Raw genomic sequence first — 15,863 nt, forward strand, 5'->3', positions numbered from 1 at the left:
CGTCATGTAGACGCTTGCTTTTCCTTGATTTGCAGGGCTTTTGGGTTCCCGGCGGGCCTGATGAAACCTATTCTGCGCCTAGCTTACTTTTGAGTCGTTTCGTACCATTTAGAAAGGGGTGGAAACATGAACAAGAATGAACTCGTGTCCGCAGTCGCCGAAAAGGCAGGACTGACGAAGTCTGACGCGGCTTCCGCTGTTGACGCGGTTTTTGACGTTGTCCAGGGTGAACTCAAGAACAAGGGCGACATCCGCCTCGCAGGGTTCGGCAGCTTCACCGTTTCTCATCGTGCCGCATCGAAGGGCCGCAACCCGTCGACGGGCGCTGAAGTTGACATTCCGGCTCGCAACGTGCCGAAGTTCACGCCCGGCAAGGGCCTGAAGGACGCCGTCAACGGCTGATCTGAGATTATCCGCCAGCCGTAAACGAGACCGGCTGTGCAGGATTTGGGAGGGGTTCGGTTTGCCGGACCCCTTTTGCTTTAGGACCCTTGCCGCCCCACGCGCTTTGATCTACGACTTTTCTGTTCTCAGGGCGGGGTGAAATTCCCCACCGGCGGTAAGGGTCTCGGCCCGAGCCCGCGAGCGCCTTCCCGAGCTCTGGCTAGGAGGGGTCAGCAGATCCGGTGTAATTCCGGAGCCGACGGTATAGTCCGGATGGTAGAGAATGAGCATGGCCGCGTGCGGGCAGGGGACTGCCGGCGTCGTGTGCCGTCGCCTCATGCGTCCTGATTTATGTTGGTCCCTAGTTGCGGATGAAGAGCATGAATCAGAAATCCCTTGCAGCCTCGCAGTCCCGCGCCTTTGCCGGCGCCGCTTTCATGGTGCTTGGAGGTGTGGCCTTCTCGCTTCTTAACGTTGTCACCCAGTGGCTGACCATGAAGCTCGCCTTTCCCCCGGCCTCTGCCGCCTTCTGGCAATATGGCTTCGCCTTCCTTTTCTCCTTGCCCTTCCTGCGCAGGGTCGGCCTTTCCGCCATGCGCACCGATTACCCATGGCGGCATGTCGTGCGCGTGGTCTTCGCCGCGCTCGGCGTCGAGGCCTGGGTGTCCGGCCTCGCTACGGTGCCGATCTGGCAGGCGATCGCCCTCGTCATGACCTCGCCCTTCTTCATCATTCTCGGCGCCCGGCTGTTCCTCGGCGAACGCGTTGGTCCCGCCCGCTGGACGGCGACCGGCGTCGGCTTTGCCGGAGCGATGATCATCCTGCAGCCGTGGTCGGACAGCTTCTCCTCTGCGGCGCTGTTGCCTATTCTCTCGGCGCTGCTCTGGGGCGCGTCGTCGCTGATCACCAAGAACCTCACCAGCATCGAGAAGCCGGAGACGATCACCGTCTGGCTGCTGGTGCTGCTGACGCCGATCAATGGCGGGCTGGCGCTGGCGGCGGGCTTTGCCGTGCCGACGGGCGCAACGCTCGCGCTCTTCCTGCTGGCGGGCCTGCTGACGGTTGTGGCGCAATATCTGCTGACCCTTGCCTATGCCAGCGCCGATGCCGCCTACGTGCAGCCGTTCGACGACCTGAAGCTGCCGCTGAACGTACTCGCCGGCTGGCTGTTCTTCGGTTATGCGCCGGCCGGCTACCTCTGGCTCGGAGCGGCGCTGATTCTCTCCGCGTCGCTTTTCATCATGAGGAACGAGATGCGTCGGGAAAGGCAAGCTGCCTGACGCGAAGCTTCTGAAATCTCGCGGGCTGTCATGTGTCTGTCATCGCAGTCCCGCAAAAAACCTCTGTTCGATCTTTCGACATTGGGGGTTTCCATGACAATTTCATCGCGCAAGGCAGCACTGGCTGCCGTGCTTCTCGCTTCCGTTGCCTTTCCGGCCGCCGCCGAACCGGTTTTCAACCGCATCGCCTCTTTCCCGGTCGCAGCGAACCTGCCGGCTGACAAGGACAAGCTTTCGGTCACGTCGGCCGAAATCATCACCGCGACAGACGACGGCAACACGCTGATCTATAGCGACAGCCCGCTCGGCGCGATCGGCTTCATCGACATTACCGATGCCAAGGCTCCGAAGGCCGGCGGCGCGCTGATGATGGACGGTGAGCCGACATCGGTCACCTCGAGCGCCGGCAAGGCGCTGGTCGCCGTCAACACTTCCGAGAGCAAGGCCAAGCCCTCGGGCCGCCTTGCGATCGTCGACGTGGCGACCAAGAAGATCGAAAACAGCTGCGATCTCGGCGGCCAGCCGGATTCGATCGCGCTGAACAGGGACAAGACGCTCGGCACCATCGCGATCGAAAACGAACGCGATGAAGAGATCAATGACGGCAAGATCCCGCAGATGCCGGCCGGCGACCTCGTCGTCTTCCAGCTCAAGAACGGCACCGTCGATTGCGGCACGATCAAACACGTGGCGCTGACCGGCCTTGCCGGCGTCGCACTTGAGGATCCGGAGCCGGAATTCGTCGCCTTCAACGGCCTGAACGAAATCGCCCTGACGCTGCAGGAAAATAACGAGATTGTCATCATCGGCGCCAATACGGCCGCGGTGAAGACGCATTTCTCCGCCGGCAGCGTCGATCTCACCGGCATCGACACCAAGCGCGACGGCGCACTGAAATTCACCGGCGAGAAGAAGGCCGTTGCCCGAGAACCCGACGCCGTGAAATGGCTGGACGACAACCGTCTGGTCGTCGCCAATGAAGGCGACTACGAGGGCGGCTCGCGCGGCTTCACCATCTTCGACAAGACGGGCAAGCTTCTCTACGAATCGGGCGCATCCTTCGAACGCGCCGTTGCCCATATCGGCCACTATCCGGAAAGCCGTTCGGGCTCGAAGGGCGTCGAGCCGGAAGGCCTCGAGGCAGCGAAGTTCGGTGAAGACCAGTATTTCTTCCTGCTCGCCGAGCGCGCCTCGGTCGTCGGCGTCTACAAGGATACTGGCGCCGATCCCGAACTCGTGCAGCTTCTGCCGTCGGGGATTTCGCCGGAAGGCGCGATCGCACTTCCCCAGCGCAATCTCTTCGCCACCGCCAACGAACTCGACCTCGGCAAGGACGGCGGCACACGTTCGCATGTGATGATCTATGAGCGTGCGGAAGGCGAAAAGGCCTATCCGCAGATCGTCTCCGCCGACAAGGACGGCAATCCGATCGGCTTTGCAGCCCTTTCGGGTCTTGCCGCCGTTCCGGGCAAGCCGGGCATGCTCTATGCCGTCAGCGACAGCTTTCTCGGCTCGCAGCCGACGATCTACACGATCGATGCCAGCAAGAAGCCGGCGGTGATCACCGATGCCCTCGTCGTCAAGCGTGACGGTGCTCCGGCACAGAAGCTCGACATCGAAGGCATCGCCGCTGCCGCCGACGGCTCCTTCTGGCTCGCCTCGGAAGGCTACAGCGAGCGTCTGGTCCCGCACGCCCTCTACAACGTCAACGCCAAGGGCGACATCAAGGCCGAGATCGCCCTGCCGAAGGAACTCGCCGCCAACGAAATCCGCTACGGCTTCGAAGGCGTGACCATTGTCGGCACCGGCGACGACGCCATGCTCTGGATGGCAGTCCAGCGCGAGTGGAATGACGACGAGAAGGGCTTCGTCAAGCTCGTCTCCTACAATCCGAAGAAGAAGGAATGGGGTGCGGTGCGCTATCCCCTCGACAAGACGGAAAACGGCTGGGTCGGTCTCTCGGAAATCTCCGCAGAGGGCGACAGCGTCTACATCATCGAGCGCGACAACCTCGTCGGTGATGCCGCCAGGCTGAAGAAGCTCTACAAGGTGGCGATCTCGGAGCTGAAGCCCGCCAAGCTCGGGACCGAACTGCCGGTCGTCAAGAAGACCGAAGCCCACGACTTCCTCGGCGAACTCAAGTCCGCGACCAACGGCTACGTACTCGACAAGCTCGAGGGCTTCACCTTCGACGCATCGGGCAAGCCCTACGCCGTCACCGACAATGACGGCGTCAGCGACTCCTCCGGCGAGACCCTGTTCTTCCCGGTCGAACTGGATGCTACGAACTGAAAGCTGCCCCTCACCCTAACCCTCTCCCGTGAAAACGGGGCGAGGGGACGTGCAAACGCGACGTTGAGATGGGGGAAGCCGGCGCGGCATGTCCCTTCGCCCCGCAGGCGGGGGTCCGAAGGACGGGTCGAGACCGGTGGCTCGACCCCGGTCGGTGGCGGCAGCCGGATGAGGGGCCGCTCTAGCCTTGCCGCAGCCCTAACAACAGCGCGCCCGAACTCTACCAGCGCTGATGCACATGCGGCGCGATCAGCCGGTCGTAGATCTCGCGCGTTGCCGCCATGACGTCGGCCGACAGCGGCGCGAGATCTGCGGCAGCCGCGTTGGCTCTCGCCTGCTCTCCATTGCGGGCGCCGGGGATGACCACGGTGATGGCTTCGGCCATCAGGATCCAGCGGAGCGCGAAGGCCGCCATCGTGGCGCCTGCGGGCACCAGCTTGCGCACCTCTTCCACCGCCTGCAGGCCGAGCTCGAAGGGCACGCCGGCAAAGGTCTCGCCGACATCGAAGGCTTCGCCGTTGCGGTTGAAATTGCGATGGTCGTCGCTGGCAAAGTGCGTCTCCCGGGTGATCTTGCCGGAGAGAAGGCCGCTTGCCAGTGGCACGCGGGCGATGATCGCCACGTTCCTGCGGCGCGCTTCCTGGAAAAACAGGTGGTCGGGGCGCTGGCGGAAGATGTTGTAGATGATCTGAATGCTGACGACGCCGGGATATTCGATCGCCTTCAGCCCGTCCTCGACCTTTTCGACGCTGACGCCGTAGCCCTTGATCTTGCCGGCCTTCTGCAGGGTGTCGAGACTTTCGAAGACCTCGGGCTGGTAAAACACCTCGCGCGGCGGGCAGTGAAGCTGCACGAGGTCGAGGCTGTCGACGGCAAGGTTTTCAAGGCTGCGGTCGATGAAGCCTTCGAGATTAGGCTTGGTATAACCTTCGGCGACATGCGGGTTGAGCCGGCGGCCCGCCTTGGTGGCGACCATCGGGCGTTCGCCGCCGCGCGTCTTCAGCACATCGGCGATGATCTTTTCCGAGCGGCCGTCGCCGTAGACGTCAGCCGTATCGATGAAGGTCATGCCGGCGTCGAGTGCGGCATTCAGCGCCGCGCGGCCGTCCGCTTCGCTGATATCACCCCATGAGCCCCCGATCTGCCAGGCGCCGAAGCCGACATTGGTGACGGTGAAGGGCATGCGGCCGAAAGCATGGTGTTTCATGAGAAATTCTCCCAATGCATGTTGCCGGAAGTGTGCAGCGGTTCCGGGATAACGACATGCGTAAAAACAAAGAACTAGAGCGCGTCGCATGAACCAAGTTCAATGCGACGCGCTTTAGGTGATGAAAGATATTGGCCTATCAGCCGGGCGACTATGCGGCAATTGCCGATCCGGCCTTGATTGGTCGCCCCGATGAAATATCGTCAGCTTATAAGGCTTCAACTGCAATGGAATGAAAAGGAAAGATCATGGAGATCAAACCCGCCGGCTCCAGCCCCTCGATGAAGCCACCGGCCGACTATTTCACCGGCGCCGTTCGCCAGGATCCACTGATGGAGCCGCCGGCGCCGGCCCGGGTGAAGGCAACCTCCGTCACCTTCGAACCCGGCGCCCGCACCGCCTGGCATACGCATCCGCTCGGCCAGACGCTGATCGTCACCTCGGGCAAGGGCCTCGCCCAGAGTTGGGGTGGGGAGAGCCGCGAGATCCGCGCCGGCGATACCGTCTGGTTTTCGCCGGGCGAAAAACATTGGCACGGCGCCGGCCCCGATACGGCGATGAGCCATATCGCCATCCACGAGGCGCTGGACGGCAGGCATGTCGACTGGATGGAACAGGTCAGCGACGAGCAATATGCCGGCAAGGCGTAACACCTTGAGGCGCAAACCAAGGCTTAAAGCGCGGGCCAAGCAAAGTTGAAGGAACGCGCCGCGCTTTAGGCAATTCAGAGCCGTTTCAGGCAATAGGAAAAATGCGCGTGTGATTCGACCGTCAGGAATTCGAATTGCCAGCCGTAATCCTTGCAGAACTTGGTGACCGCCTCGACGACGCCATAGACGATCGGCTTGACCGTATTGCCGGTGCAGAAATCATGCCCGGCAATGCGCCCCGTCCGCTTCACCTTTTTTTCGCAGAGCAGCAGCTCCTGCCAGGTGAGCTCGAAGGAATGATCGGTGTCGATATAGGCCCAGTCGAGGAAATCGTCTTCGAATTCGGCCAGCTTGTCGAGCGAGGTGCCTTGCATCAGATGCAGCCGGCCGGCTTCGATCTCGGCCGCAAATTTCGTATGGATCGAATCAAGTCCGGAGCTGTAGCGATCCATCGACCAGGGATCGATGAGGTAGAGCTGCGCCGGGCGATTCTTTTCCAAAATCTCCGCCGTATATTCGCCGAAGGCCGCGCCGACCTCGACGCCGATGCCGCCATTCGGGATGCGATAGAGCAGCTCGCCGCGATCCGGCAGCAGGCGGGCGTTTTCCATATGATGGGCGCTGAGCGGAGTGCGCGGCATGCTCGCCCGGAGCGCCTGCCTGTCTTCACGTGTCTTCATCTCTAATCTCGGGATTGCGGGCGACTGACGGCCCTGATGCGATATGACGGGAACGTAGGAGCAGCAGCCGCCGATGACAACCACATGACGGGAATTTGCTTCTTTCGAACAAATCGCTAAGTTTCACCTGTGGACTGACGAGAGCCCCGGGAGGAGCGATTTCATGAGACGCATGTGGCCTGAAGAATTCAACGCCATCATCAACGGAGCCGAGGAGGTGACGTTGGAAACACCCGCCGAGGCCGGCGAAGCGCCGCTGCACCGTAAGGCGCTGAAGGCCCGCATCAGCATGGCAGATTACGAGCGGATCTGGCCGCTCGCCGAGATGCGCTTCCGGCTTGGCGAAAAAGATGGCAAGGCCATCACCCTGATCACCACCAATCCGCATTACCACCCCTGGCACCCGAAGGACGGCGGCAGCGTCGATTCCGTGTCCGACAGCGGCCGTCATTACAAGACGGATTATCTCATCGTGCACTTCCTGCTCGACGACGTGAAGGAAACGTCTCCCGCCTGATGGGCGAAGGCCGGTGCCTGCCGCAAGGCAGTCCCCGGCCTCTTCTAACGCCGAATTGTTTCCGACGCTGATGACTACGGCGGTGATATCGTTAAGTTTGGCGATTATGTTCCCATGAAGTTGGAGGTTCCCGTGACGGCGAACGTGCTGGATATTCCTGTGAAAACAGTGGACGGTCGTGAAACCACACTCAACGACTACAAGGGCAGGGTGGTCCTGATCGTCAACGTCGCCTCGAAATGCGGGCTGACGCCGCAATATGAGGGGCTGGAAAAGCTGTATGGCGAAAAGCGCGAGCGTGGCTTCGTCATCGCTGCTTTCCCCGCCAACGACTTCAAAGGCCAGGAGCCCGGTACCGACGCAGAGATCCTCGATTTCTGCACCAGCACCTACGACGTCACTTTCCCGATCTTCTCGAAGATCTCGGTGAAGGGCGAAGCCCAGCACCCGCTTTATCGGCAACTGACCACATCGGGCGTGGCGACAACGGGCGATGGCCCGATGCGCGAACGCCTGAAATCCCACGGCATATCGGGCGGCGACGAGGACGAGGTCCTCTGGAACTTCGAAAAATTCCTGATCGGCCGCGACGGCAAAGTCGCCGCCCGCTTCGCGCCTGACGTGACGGCGGATGATTCGCGGCTGGTTTCGGCAGTGGATAAGGAACTGGCGAAGGGATGAATGGTGGGCGATGAACCCTGGCTGTTTCGAATTCAGAACGCCACTTCCGAATCCCGAAATTCCCCGCTTCGGGAATCCGAAATTCGCCGCACTTTGCGAGCGATCGACAGACAAAAACATGCAATGATTTCAATCTCGCAACCAATTTCGGGATACCGAAGGGCTATATAGAGTCTGGTGGGGAGTATCCCAGCCAAGGCATTTGGCCATGGTAAGAGCCGGCCGCAGTCACATAGCCATGAATACCTTCGGGTACCTACGCGTCTTGAGGACAATGATTCGCAAAGGCTGAGCAGATTTCAGATCCCAAGCACGGTCACCAGCGGCGGCGTAAAGTCCTTGAAGCCCAATCTCGGCCAGTCGCACCTGTTGTCGAATCGCGTCTTTGGTACATGGCGCTGGCATTTCGGGTTCGTCTTGAAGGCGTATCCGGGCAAGCTGACATAGATGGCACTTGGCGTGCAAAGGGCAATCGCGATGCATAACGTCAATGCGGAGCTGAGAATCCTCATGGCACATCTCCAGGCCTCGTAGGCCTTCAAGCGCGAGACTTTCCGGGCGACGAATACTCCCACTTTTGCCAGGCTCCATCCATTCGCCCAATAGGAGGTGGCACGGAGGCCGGAGTAGTCCGTTTTGGTGGAGTGATGGCTTTCAGGCGGCGTGCCGCATTGGACGTGCTGGGCGCATCAGATCAAGCCAAGTCTGTGACGAAGCGATGCAGCGTTTACCTGCGAGGCCTCGGCATCATTTAGTCATCTGACATTTTAAGGAAAAATGGTGGGCGATGAGAGACTCGAACTCCCGACATCCTCGGTGTAAACGAGGCGCTCTACCAACTGAGCTAATCGCCCATCGCTAACAAAGCCGGATCGGCCTGCCGCGTTGGTGGCCGTGATCTATGCGGATCGCGGCAAAACCGCAAGAGTGTTTGTGAAGATTTTTTGATTTTTTTGGCGGCGATCCTGTCGCTTGCCGCGTCGGTCGGCAGCGGCAGGGCTGTGGATAAAGGGGAGGGGGAGGGAGGCAGGCCGATCGGTTTCGACAGTGCGACCGTCTCCGATGAAGGGTCAGTGCCGCCTCGGGAAACGGAATTGCCGGCTTTTCATTCTTCCCGCACCGGCCTTGCCGAAACAATTCAAACGACTGTCATGGTTTTGTCTCCAAACCTGCTTGACACTAAAAGACGAACCCCGTAGTTAGCCGCTCATCGAAGCGGGCAGCCGTTTCGGTGAGGGTGCGAAGGCATCCGGACTGCTTGAAATGAATTGCGGGTGTAGCTCAGTTGGTTAGAGTGCCGGCCTGTCACGCCGGAGGTCGCGGGTTCGAGCCCCGTCACTCGCGCCATTTCAAGTCTTGTAAAACGCAAATACGATTTGTCGTTTTGTCCGGTTTCTTCATCCTCGCGGCCGCAAATGGCCGGTCTTATGCGCGGGTGTAGCTCAGTCGGTTAGAGTGCCGGCCTGTCACGCCGGAGGTCGCGGGTTCGAGCCCCGTCACTCGCGCCATTTTCTTCCGAGAGCCATGCAGTTTTCAGTGGTCAGGCATGCAGCTTGAAGCGGCTTGGGCGGATTTGTCGCGACATCGTTGCATCTGCTTGATAATGTCCGCGCGCGACGCGTCGAATTGCCTCTGTAAATCTCTTGCGCCGGGGCTTCGGCTGCGCTAACCACGGCTTGTTGCAACGCACGTTCGCTTGCCGGGCATTTGCCCAAATGCGCCGCCTGGCGCCTCCGGCAAGCAGGGATGAACATGATGACTGAACTGCTCAGTTCCTATATTCCGATCGCTATCTTCATCGCTATTGCGCTCGTTATCGGCCTAGCGCTGCTCATTGCGCCGTTCGCCGTCGCTTTCAAAGCGCCCGATTCGGAAAAGCTTTCGGCTTACGAATGCGGCTTCAATGCTTTCGATGACGCCCGCATGAAGTTCGACATCCGCTTCTACCTCGTGTCGATCCTCTTCATCATCTTCGACCTCGAAGTCGCCTTCCTCTTCCCCTGGGCCGTTTCCTTCGGCGCCATCGGCTGGTTCGGCTTCTGGTCCATGATGGTCTTCCTCTTCGTGCTGACCATCGGCTTTATCTATGAATGGAAAAAGGGAGCCCTGGAATGGGAGTAGCCCCTGTGAGCAATCAGCCGCTCGTCGCCCAGCAGCCGAAGGGGATCATCGATCCCTCCACAGGCAAGCCGATCGGCAGCAATGACGCGTTTTTCGGCGAGATCAACAATGAGCTCGCCGACAAGGGTTTCCTTGTCACCTCGACCGACGAACTGATCAACTGGGCCCGTACCGGCTCGCTGATGTGGATGACCTTCGGCCTGGCCTGCTGCGCCGTCGAAATGATGCAGCTGTCGATGCCGCGCTACGACGTCGAGCGCTTCGGCTTTGCGCCGCGCGCCTCGCCGCGCCAATCCGACGTCATGATCGTCGCCGGCACGCTGACCAACAAGATGGCGCCGGCGCTGCGCAAGGTCTACGACCAGATGCCCGAGCCGCGCTACGTCATCTCGATGGGCTCCTGCGCCAATGGCGGCGGCTACTATCACTATTCCTATTCGGTGGTGCGCGGCTGCGACCGCATCGTGCCGATCGACATCTACGTGCCGGGCTGTCCCCCCACGGCAGAGGCACTGCTCTACGGCGTGCTTCTGCTGCAGAAGAAGATCCGGCGCACCGGCACGATCGAACGCTAAGGGTTAAGGACAAGGCATATGAGTGAAGCCCTGACTGAGCTTGCGTCCTACCTTGGCGAAGCGCGCGGCAATCTGATCGCCGCATCGCAGATGAAGTATGGCGAGCTGACGCTGACGGCGACGGGTGAAAACCTGATCGCGCTTTTGACCTTCCTGCGCGACGACGCCAAATGCGGTTTCGTCAACCTGATCGATATTTGCGGCGTCGACTGGCCGCAGCGCGAGCTGCGTTTCGATGTCGTCTATCACCTGCTGTCGCCGAAGCAGAACCTGCGCATCCGGGTCAAGGTCGCAACCGACGAGGATACGCCGGTGCCGTCGGCCTGCGCCGTTCATCCCGGCGCCGACTGGTTCGAGCGCGAGACCTGGGACATGTACGGCGTGCTCTTCACCGGCCATCCGGATCTGCGCCGCATCCTCACCGACTACGGCTTCGAAGGCCACCCGCTGCGCAAGGACTTCCCGACGACAGGGTTCGTCGAGGTCCGCTACGACGATGCAGCCAAGCGCGTGGTCTACGAGCCGGTCGAGTTGAAGCAGGAATTCCGCAACTTCGACTTCATGTCGCCTTGGGAGGGCACCGAATATGTGCTGCCGGGCGATGAGAAGGCGAAGCAGTAGGATCTGAAGAATACACTATTGCCTATTGCCCACTGGCTAATGCCTGCAATAGCGGAGCGCCTTGCAAATGACCGAACATAACGTCCGCAACTTCAACATCAATTTCGGACCGCAGCATCCGGCGGCGCATGGCGTTCTTCGTCTTGTCCTGGAGCTTGACGGCGAAATTGTGGAGCGGGTCGATCCGCATATCGGCCTGCTGCACCGCGGCACCGAGAAGCTGATCGAGACCAAGACCTATCTCCAGGCGGTGCCCTATTTCGATCGGCTCGATTACGTCGCGCCGATGAATCAGGAGCATGCCTATGCTATGGCCGTGGAAAAGCTGCTTGGCATCGAGATCCCGATCCGCGGCCAGCTAATCCGCGTGCTCTATTCGGAAATCGGCCGCATTCTCTCGCATCTCTTGAACGTCACGACGCAGGCCATGGACGTCGGCGCGTTGACGCCGCCGCTCTGGGGCTTCGAAGAGCGTGAAAAGCTGATGGTGTTCTATGAACGCGCCAGCGGTTCGCGCATGCACGCCGCCTATGTCCGTCCGGGCGGCGTCCACCAGGACCTGCCGGAACAGCTTGTGCAGGATATCGGCGACTGGTGCGATCCGTTCCTGAAGGCGCTCGACGACATCGACAATCTGTTGACCGGCAACCGCATTTTCAAGCAGCGCAACGTCGACATCGGCGTCGTCTCGCTGGAGGATTGCTGGGCCTGGGGCTTCTCCGGCGTCATGGTGCGTGGTTCGGGTGCTGCCTGGGATCTGCGTCGCGCCCAGCCATACGAATGTTATTCCGATCTCGAATTCGACATTCCGATCGGCAAGAACGGCGACAACTACGACCGCTACCTGATCCGCATGATCGAGATGCGCCAATCGGTGCGCATCATGAAGCAATGCGTCAATCGCTTGCTGTCGGACGCCAAGACCGGTCCTTTCTCGTCGATCGACGGCAAGGTGGTGCCGCCGAAGCGCGGCGAGATGAAGCGCTCGATGGAAGCGCTGATCCACCACTTCAAGCTCTACACCGAAGGCTACCACGTACCGGCCGGCGAAGTTTACGCCGCCGTCGAGGCGCCGAAGGGCGAGTTCGGCGTCTATCTCGTCTCCGATGGCACCAACAAGCCCTATCGCTGCAAGATCCGCGCGCCGGGTTATGCGCATCTGCAGGCGATGGACTTCATGTGCCGCGGCCATCAGCTTGCCGACGTCGCAGCCGTGCTCGGCTCGCTCGACATCGTCTTCGGCGAGGTGGACCGCTGATGCAGCGTCTGCCGCTTGCCGTCGCACTTCTTCTTGCGGCATCCGGGGTTTTGGCCCAGGAGACCGATAAGCTCGGCACGCCGCTGGGCCGTAAGGAAGTGACGCCGCCGGCGGCGCAAACGTCCATGGGCGAGCTTTTGTCCAAGGGCTATCAGATCAAGGCTGCCATTCCGAATGGCAGCAAATTCGTCGTATTTATGCAGAAAGACCAGTCGGCCTATGCCTGCGAAATGCAGTCTTTGACCGCTTCGCGGTGTGGAACCCTAAACTGACAAGGCGTGAGGAAGAATGTCCGTTCGTCGATTAGCCGAAGATCAATTTCAGCCTGCCGCATTCGCTTTCAGCGATGACAATGCGGTCTGGGCGGACAAGACGATCCAGAAATACCCCGCCGGCCGCCAGCAATCGGCGGTCATCCCGCTGTTGATGCGGGCGCAGGAGCAAGACGGCTGGGTCACGCGCGCGGCGATCGAAAAGATCGCCGACATGCTCGAGATGGCCTATATCAGAGTGCTTGAGGTCGCGACCTTCTATACGCAGTTCCAGCTGCATCCGGTCGGCACCCGCGCCCATGTCCAGGTCTGCGGCACGACGCCTTGCATGCTGCGCGGCTCGGAAGCGCTGATGTCGGTCTGCAAGAGCAAGATCCACGCCCATGCCTTCGAGCGCAATGCCGAAGGCACGCTGTCCTGGGAAGAGGTCGAATGTCTTGGCGCCTGCGTCAACGCCCCGATGGTGATGATCGGCAAGGACACTTATGAGGACCTGACGCCCGAGCGTCTCGAAGAGATCATCGATGCCTTCGCCGCCGGCAACGGCGCCGGCATCAAGCCCGGCACCCAGATCGACCGGATTTTCTCGGCGCCGGAAGGCGGCCCGACCTCGCTGACGACGGAAGAGCCGAAGGCAAGGACGCGCGCCAAGAAGGCCGTTGCCGAAACCATTTCGGCTCCGGTCGACGCCGCTCCGGTTCCGCCGTCGGAGGCAGCCCGCCCGAAGAGCACCGATGCCGAGACCAATGCCGCCCTGAAGACGCCGGCAACGGCGCCGAAGGCGGCTGCCAGGAATGCCAAGGCTGCCGAGCAGCCGCCGGTTTCCGGCACCGCGCCGGCCGAACCGGCCCCGGCACCCGCCGTCAAGGCCGAAGCCGCCGCGGCGGCAAAGCCTGCTTTGACCGACAAGAACCGCCCGGCCGGTATCGAAAAGCCCGCCGCACCGGACGATCTGAAGATGATCTCGGGCGTCGGCCCGAAGATCGAGGCGACGTTGAATGAGATCGGCATCTTCACCTTCTCGCAGGTCGCGGGCTGGAAAAAGGCCGAACGCGAATGGGTCGACGGCTACCTGAACTTCCGCGGCCGCATCGAGCGCGACGACTGGGTCAAGCAGGCCAAGGCGCTCGCCAAGGGCGGCGAAGCGGAATATATCAAGGTCTTCGGCAAGAAGCCGCGGTAAGAGGTGAAGCATGTTACAAGATAAAGACCGCATCTTTACCAACATCTACGGCCTCAAGGACAAGTCCCTGAAGGGCGCGATGAGCCGCGGCCACTGGGACGGCACCAAGCAGATCCTCGAAAAGGGCCGCGACTGGATCATCAACGAGATGAAGGCCTCGGGCTTGCGCGGCCGCGGCGGCGCCGGTTTCCCCACCGGCCTCAAATGGTCCTTCATGCCGAAGGAAAGCGACGGCCGCCCGCATTACCTCGTCGTCAATGCCGACGAATCGGAGCCCGGCACCTGCAAGGACCGCGACATCATGCGCCACGATCCGCATACGCTGATCGAAGGCTGCGTCATCGCGAGTTTCGCCATGGGCGCCAATGCCGCCTACATCTATGTGCGCGGCGAATATATCCGCGAGCGTGAGGCGCTGCAGGCGGCGATCGACGAATGTTATGATTATGGCCTGCTCGGCAAGAACAACAAGCTCGGCTGGGATATGGACATCTTCGTCCATCACGGCGCCGGCGCTTACATCTGCGGCGAGGAAACAGCCCTCCTCGAAAGCCTCGAAGGCAAGAAGGGCCAGCCGCGCCTGAAGCCGCCTTTCCCGGCCAATATGGGCCTCTACGGCTGCCCGACGACTGTCAACAACGTCGAATCGATCGCTGTGGCGCCGACGATCCTGCGCCGCGGCGCCGGCTGGTTCTCGGCCATCGGCCGTCCGAACAATGTCGGCACCAAGCTGTTCATGCTCTCCGGCCACGTCAACAAGCCGTGCACGGTCGAAGAGGAAATGGGCATCACCTTCCGCGAACTGGTCGACCGCCATGCCGGCGGCATCCGCGGCGGCTGGGACAACCTGCTTGCCGTCATTCCGGGCGGCGCATCCTGCCCGATCGTTCCGGCCAAGGACATCATCGACTGCCCGATGGATTTCGACGGCCTGCGCGGCGTCGGTTCCTCCTTCGGCACGGCCGCCGCGATCGTCATGGACAAGTCCACCGACGTCATCAAGGCGATCGCCCGCATCTCCGCCTTCTTCAAGCATGAGAGCTGCGGCCAGTGCACGCCGTGCCGCGAAGGCACCGGCTGGATGTGGCGGGTGATGGAGCGCATGGCCAAGGGCAATGCCCAGAAGCGCGAAATCGACATGCTGTTCCAGGTCACGAAGCAAATCGAAGGCCACACCATCTGCGCGCTCGGCGACGCCGCCGCATGGCCGGTGCAGGGTCTGATCCGTAACTTCCGCCCCGAAATCGAAAAGCGCATCGACCAATATACGGCGAGCGCGCTCGATCATGGCGCGGTTCTGGAGGCGGCTGAATAATCATGGCGGACAAAGCATCCAATGGCAGGAAGAAAGAAGAAGCAGCGGATTTCGCGGCCGGCTTCGGCCGTCTTGCCGCTGAGATGCTGGAAAATGCACGGGCGATGCCGGTGCATCCGCTGATGGCGCATCCGGCCGCAGCTTTTGCCGCCGCAACGGCGATCGGCTTCGGTTTCTCGACCCAGATGGCCGGCGCCTTCTTCGGCGCTTTTCAGAGCGCGCTTGAGACGACCGGCAAGGTCGCTGCCGCCCTCGATGACACGCCGCCGGACGCGCTGATGCCCGACGTCGAGATCCGGCCGGAAAATATTCGCCCTGCCGTCAAGGTTGTCGCCAAGCCGGTTGAGAACAGGCCGGTTGAGACCAAACCGGCCGCCGAGACCAAGCCGGCGGTCGAGCGAAAGCCGGTTGCCGAGAAGAAGGCAGCGCCGAAGCTGACCGTTGTGACACCGGTCAGCCAACCCGCTGCCAGCCGGCCGAAGTCCGTTGTGAAGGCCAAGCCGGTTGCGCGGGCGAAAAAGGCCGACGATCTCAAGCTGATCGCCGGCATCGGTCCGAAGCTGGAGCAGGTGCTGAACGACAAAGGCATTCGCAGCTTCGCCGAGATTGCCGGCTGGAGCGATGAGGACATCGCCCGGCTCGACGCCGAGCTCGGCTTTAACGGCCGCATCGGGCGTGACGACTGGGCCGGCCAGGCGAAAGTTCTGGCAGGGCGGGGCCGCAGACGGAAATGAACTGTCCGGCCGTATCAATCGGCCGGAAAGATGGGCAGATCGGCGATGGGCGGGGGCCTCAAGCCGCAAATGCCGGTGCGGGTTCCGGACCTG

Annotated in this window: 17 protein-coding genes, 3 tRNA genes and 1 riboswitch; of the genes, 16 read left to right on the forward strand and 4 right to left on the reverse strand. The window is 61.4% G+C overall.

Annotation, left to right across the window (positions count from 1 at the left end):
• Positions 1–126: 126 nt before the first annotated feature.
• The 3 genes from hupB (at position 127) to RLEG4DRAFT_RS17170 (ending at position 3,956) form a co-directional block, all read left to right on the forward strand.
• A complete protein-coding gene (hupB, locus tag RLEG4DRAFT_RS17160; protein WP_003573937.1) occupies positions 127–402 on the forward strand; it encodes a DNA-binding protein HupB in 276 nt (91 codons plus the stop codon).
• A gap of 120 nt (positions 403–522) precedes the next feature.
• A riboswitch (FMN riboswitch) is annotated at positions 523–673 on the forward strand.
• 82 nt (positions 674–755) lie between these two features.
• Positions 756–1,664: a DMT family transporter gene (locus RLEG4DRAFT_RS17165; protein WP_432416805.1), complete on the forward strand. Its 909-nt coding sequence runs from the start codon at positions 756–758 to the stop codon at positions 1,662–1,664.
• 93 nt (positions 1,665–1,757) lie between these two features.
• Positions 1,758–3,956: an esterase-like activity of phytase family protein gene (locus RLEG4DRAFT_RS17170; RefSeq protein WP_003578554.1), complete on the forward strand. Its 2,199-nt coding sequence runs from the start codon at positions 1,758–1,760 to the stop codon at positions 3,954–3,956.
• A 220-nt stretch (positions 3,957–4,176) separates the two neighbouring features.
• Here RLEG4DRAFT_RS17170 and RLEG4DRAFT_RS17175 read toward each other — a convergent pair whose 3' ends face one another.
• Complete coding sequence (locus RLEG4DRAFT_RS17175; RefSeq protein ID WP_003578556.1) at positions 4,177–5,163, reverse strand: aldo/keto reductase; 987 nt, start codon at positions 5,161–5,163, stop codon at positions 4,177–4,179.
• 248 nt (positions 5,164–5,411) lie between these two features.
• On the opposite strand from RLEG4DRAFT_RS17175, the gene RLEG4DRAFT_RS17180 reads away from it, so the two are divergent.
• On the forward strand, positions 5,412–5,813 hold the full coding sequence (locus RLEG4DRAFT_RS17180) for a (R)-mandelonitrile lyase (RefSeq protein WP_003578558.1): 402 nt from the start codon (positions 5,412–5,414) through the stop codon (positions 5,811–5,813).
• A gap of 74 nt (positions 5,814–5,887) precedes the next feature.
• On the opposite strand, the gene RLEG4DRAFT_RS17185 is transcribed toward RLEG4DRAFT_RS17180, so the two are convergent.
• The gene (locus RLEG4DRAFT_RS17185) at positions 5,888–6,493 is read right to left on the reverse strand and encodes a class I SAM-dependent methyltransferase (RefSeq protein ID WP_003578559.1); all 606 of its coding nucleotides are present in this window, start codon (positions 6,491–6,493) and stop codon (positions 5,888–5,890) included.
• Positions 6,494–6,656: 163 nt separating this feature from the next.
• Between RLEG4DRAFT_RS17185 and RLEG4DRAFT_RS17190 the strand changes: the two genes are divergently transcribed.
• Positions 6,657–7,010 carry a hypothetical protein gene (locus RLEG4DRAFT_RS17190; RefSeq protein ID WP_003578561.1) on the forward strand — a complete coding sequence of 118 codons (354 nt, stop codon included), beginning with the start codon at positions 6,657–6,659 and terminating at the stop codon, positions 7,008–7,010.
• 132 nt (positions 7,011–7,142) lie between these two features.
• The gene (locus tag RLEG4DRAFT_RS17195; RefSeq protein WP_003578562.1) at positions 7,143–7,691 is read left to right on the forward strand and encodes a glutathione peroxidase; all 549 of its coding nucleotides are present in this window, start codon (positions 7,143–7,145) and stop codon (positions 7,689–7,691) included.
• Positions 7,692–7,990: 299 nt separating this feature from the next.
• Here the strand turns inward: RLEG4DRAFT_RS17195 and RLEG4DRAFT_RS58685 are convergent, their stop codons facing one another.
• Together RLEG4DRAFT_RS58685 and RLEG4DRAFT_RS17205 are read right to left on the reverse strand one after the other, a co-directional pair.
• Positions 7,991–8,203: a hypothetical protein gene (locus tag RLEG4DRAFT_RS58685; protein WP_085061910.1), complete on the reverse strand. Its 213-nt coding sequence runs from the start codon at positions 8,201–8,203 to the stop codon at positions 7,991–7,993.
• 266 nt (positions 8,204–8,469) lie between these two features.
• Positions 8,470–8,545: transfer RNA gene (locus RLEG4DRAFT_RS17205), tRNA-Val, on the reverse strand.
• A gap of 416 nt (positions 8,546–8,961) precedes the next feature.
• On the opposite strand from RLEG4DRAFT_RS17205, the gene RLEG4DRAFT_RS17210 reads away from it, so the two are divergent.
• The 10 genes from RLEG4DRAFT_RS17210 to RLEG4DRAFT_RS17255 all read left to right on the forward strand — a co-directional run bounded on the left by RLEG4DRAFT_RS17210 (position 8,962) and on the right by RLEG4DRAFT_RS17255 (position 15,770).
• A tRNA-Asp gene (locus tag RLEG4DRAFT_RS17210) sits at positions 8,962–9,038 on the forward strand.
• Between the two features lie 84 nt (positions 9,039–9,122).
• Positions 9,123–9,199 (forward strand) — tRNA-Asp (locus tag RLEG4DRAFT_RS17215).
• 247 nt (positions 9,200–9,446) lie between these two features.
• Positions 9,447–9,812 carry an NADH-quinone oxidoreductase subunit A gene (locus tag RLEG4DRAFT_RS17220; RefSeq protein ID WP_007626195.1) on the forward strand — a complete coding sequence of 122 codons (366 nt, stop codon included), beginning with the start codon at positions 9,447–9,449 and terminating at the stop codon, positions 9,810–9,812.
• The gene (locus RLEG4DRAFT_RS17225) at positions 9,803–10,387 is read left to right on the forward strand and encodes a NuoB/complex I 20 kDa subunit family protein (RefSeq protein ID WP_003578567.1); all 585 of its coding nucleotides are present in this window, start codon (positions 9,803–9,805) and stop codon (positions 10,385–10,387) included. Before RLEG4DRAFT_RS17220 ends, RLEG4DRAFT_RS17225 begins: the two co-directional genes overlap by 10 nt.
• Before the next feature lie 18 nt (positions 10,388–10,405).
• Positions 10,406–11,008 (forward strand): NADH-quinone oxidoreductase subunit C, encoded by a 603-nt coding sequence (locus RLEG4DRAFT_RS17230; RefSeq protein ID WP_003573914.1) that lies wholly within the window; start codon positions 10,406–10,408, stop codon positions 11,006–11,008.
• 67 nt (positions 11,009–11,075) lie between these two features.
• On the forward strand, positions 11,076–12,266 hold the full coding sequence (locus tag RLEG4DRAFT_RS17235) for an NADH-quinone oxidoreductase subunit D (protein WP_003578569.1): 1,191 nt from the start codon (positions 11,076–11,078) through the stop codon (positions 12,264–12,266).
• Positions 12,266–12,538 carry a hypothetical protein gene (locus RLEG4DRAFT_RS17240; RefSeq protein ID WP_003578572.1) on the forward strand — a complete coding sequence of 91 codons (273 nt, stop codon included), beginning with the start codon at positions 12,266–12,268 and terminating at the stop codon, positions 12,536–12,538. Before RLEG4DRAFT_RS17235 ends, RLEG4DRAFT_RS17240 begins: the two co-directional genes overlap by 1 nt.
• 16 nt (positions 12,539–12,554) lie before the next feature.
• Positions 12,555–13,721, forward strand: coding sequence for an NADH-quinone oxidoreductase subunit E (locus RLEG4DRAFT_RS17245; protein ID WP_003578574.1), 1,167 nt, complete (start codon positions 12,555–12,557; stop codon positions 13,719–13,721).
• A gap of 10 nt (positions 13,722–13,731) precedes the next feature.
• Complete coding sequence (nuoF, locus tag RLEG4DRAFT_RS17250; protein WP_003547378.1) at positions 13,732–15,036, forward strand: NADH-quinone oxidoreductase subunit NuoF; 1,305 nt, start codon at positions 13,732–13,734, stop codon at positions 15,034–15,036.
• A gap of 2 nt (positions 15,037–15,038) precedes the next feature.
• Positions 15,039–15,770: a hypothetical protein gene (locus tag RLEG4DRAFT_RS17255; protein WP_003578576.1), complete on the forward strand. Its 732-nt coding sequence runs from the start codon at positions 15,039–15,041 to the stop codon at positions 15,768–15,770.
• Positions 15,771–15,863: the final 93 nt, after the last annotated feature.

The organism is Rhizobium leguminosarum bv. trifolii WSM2297, assembly GCF_000271845.1.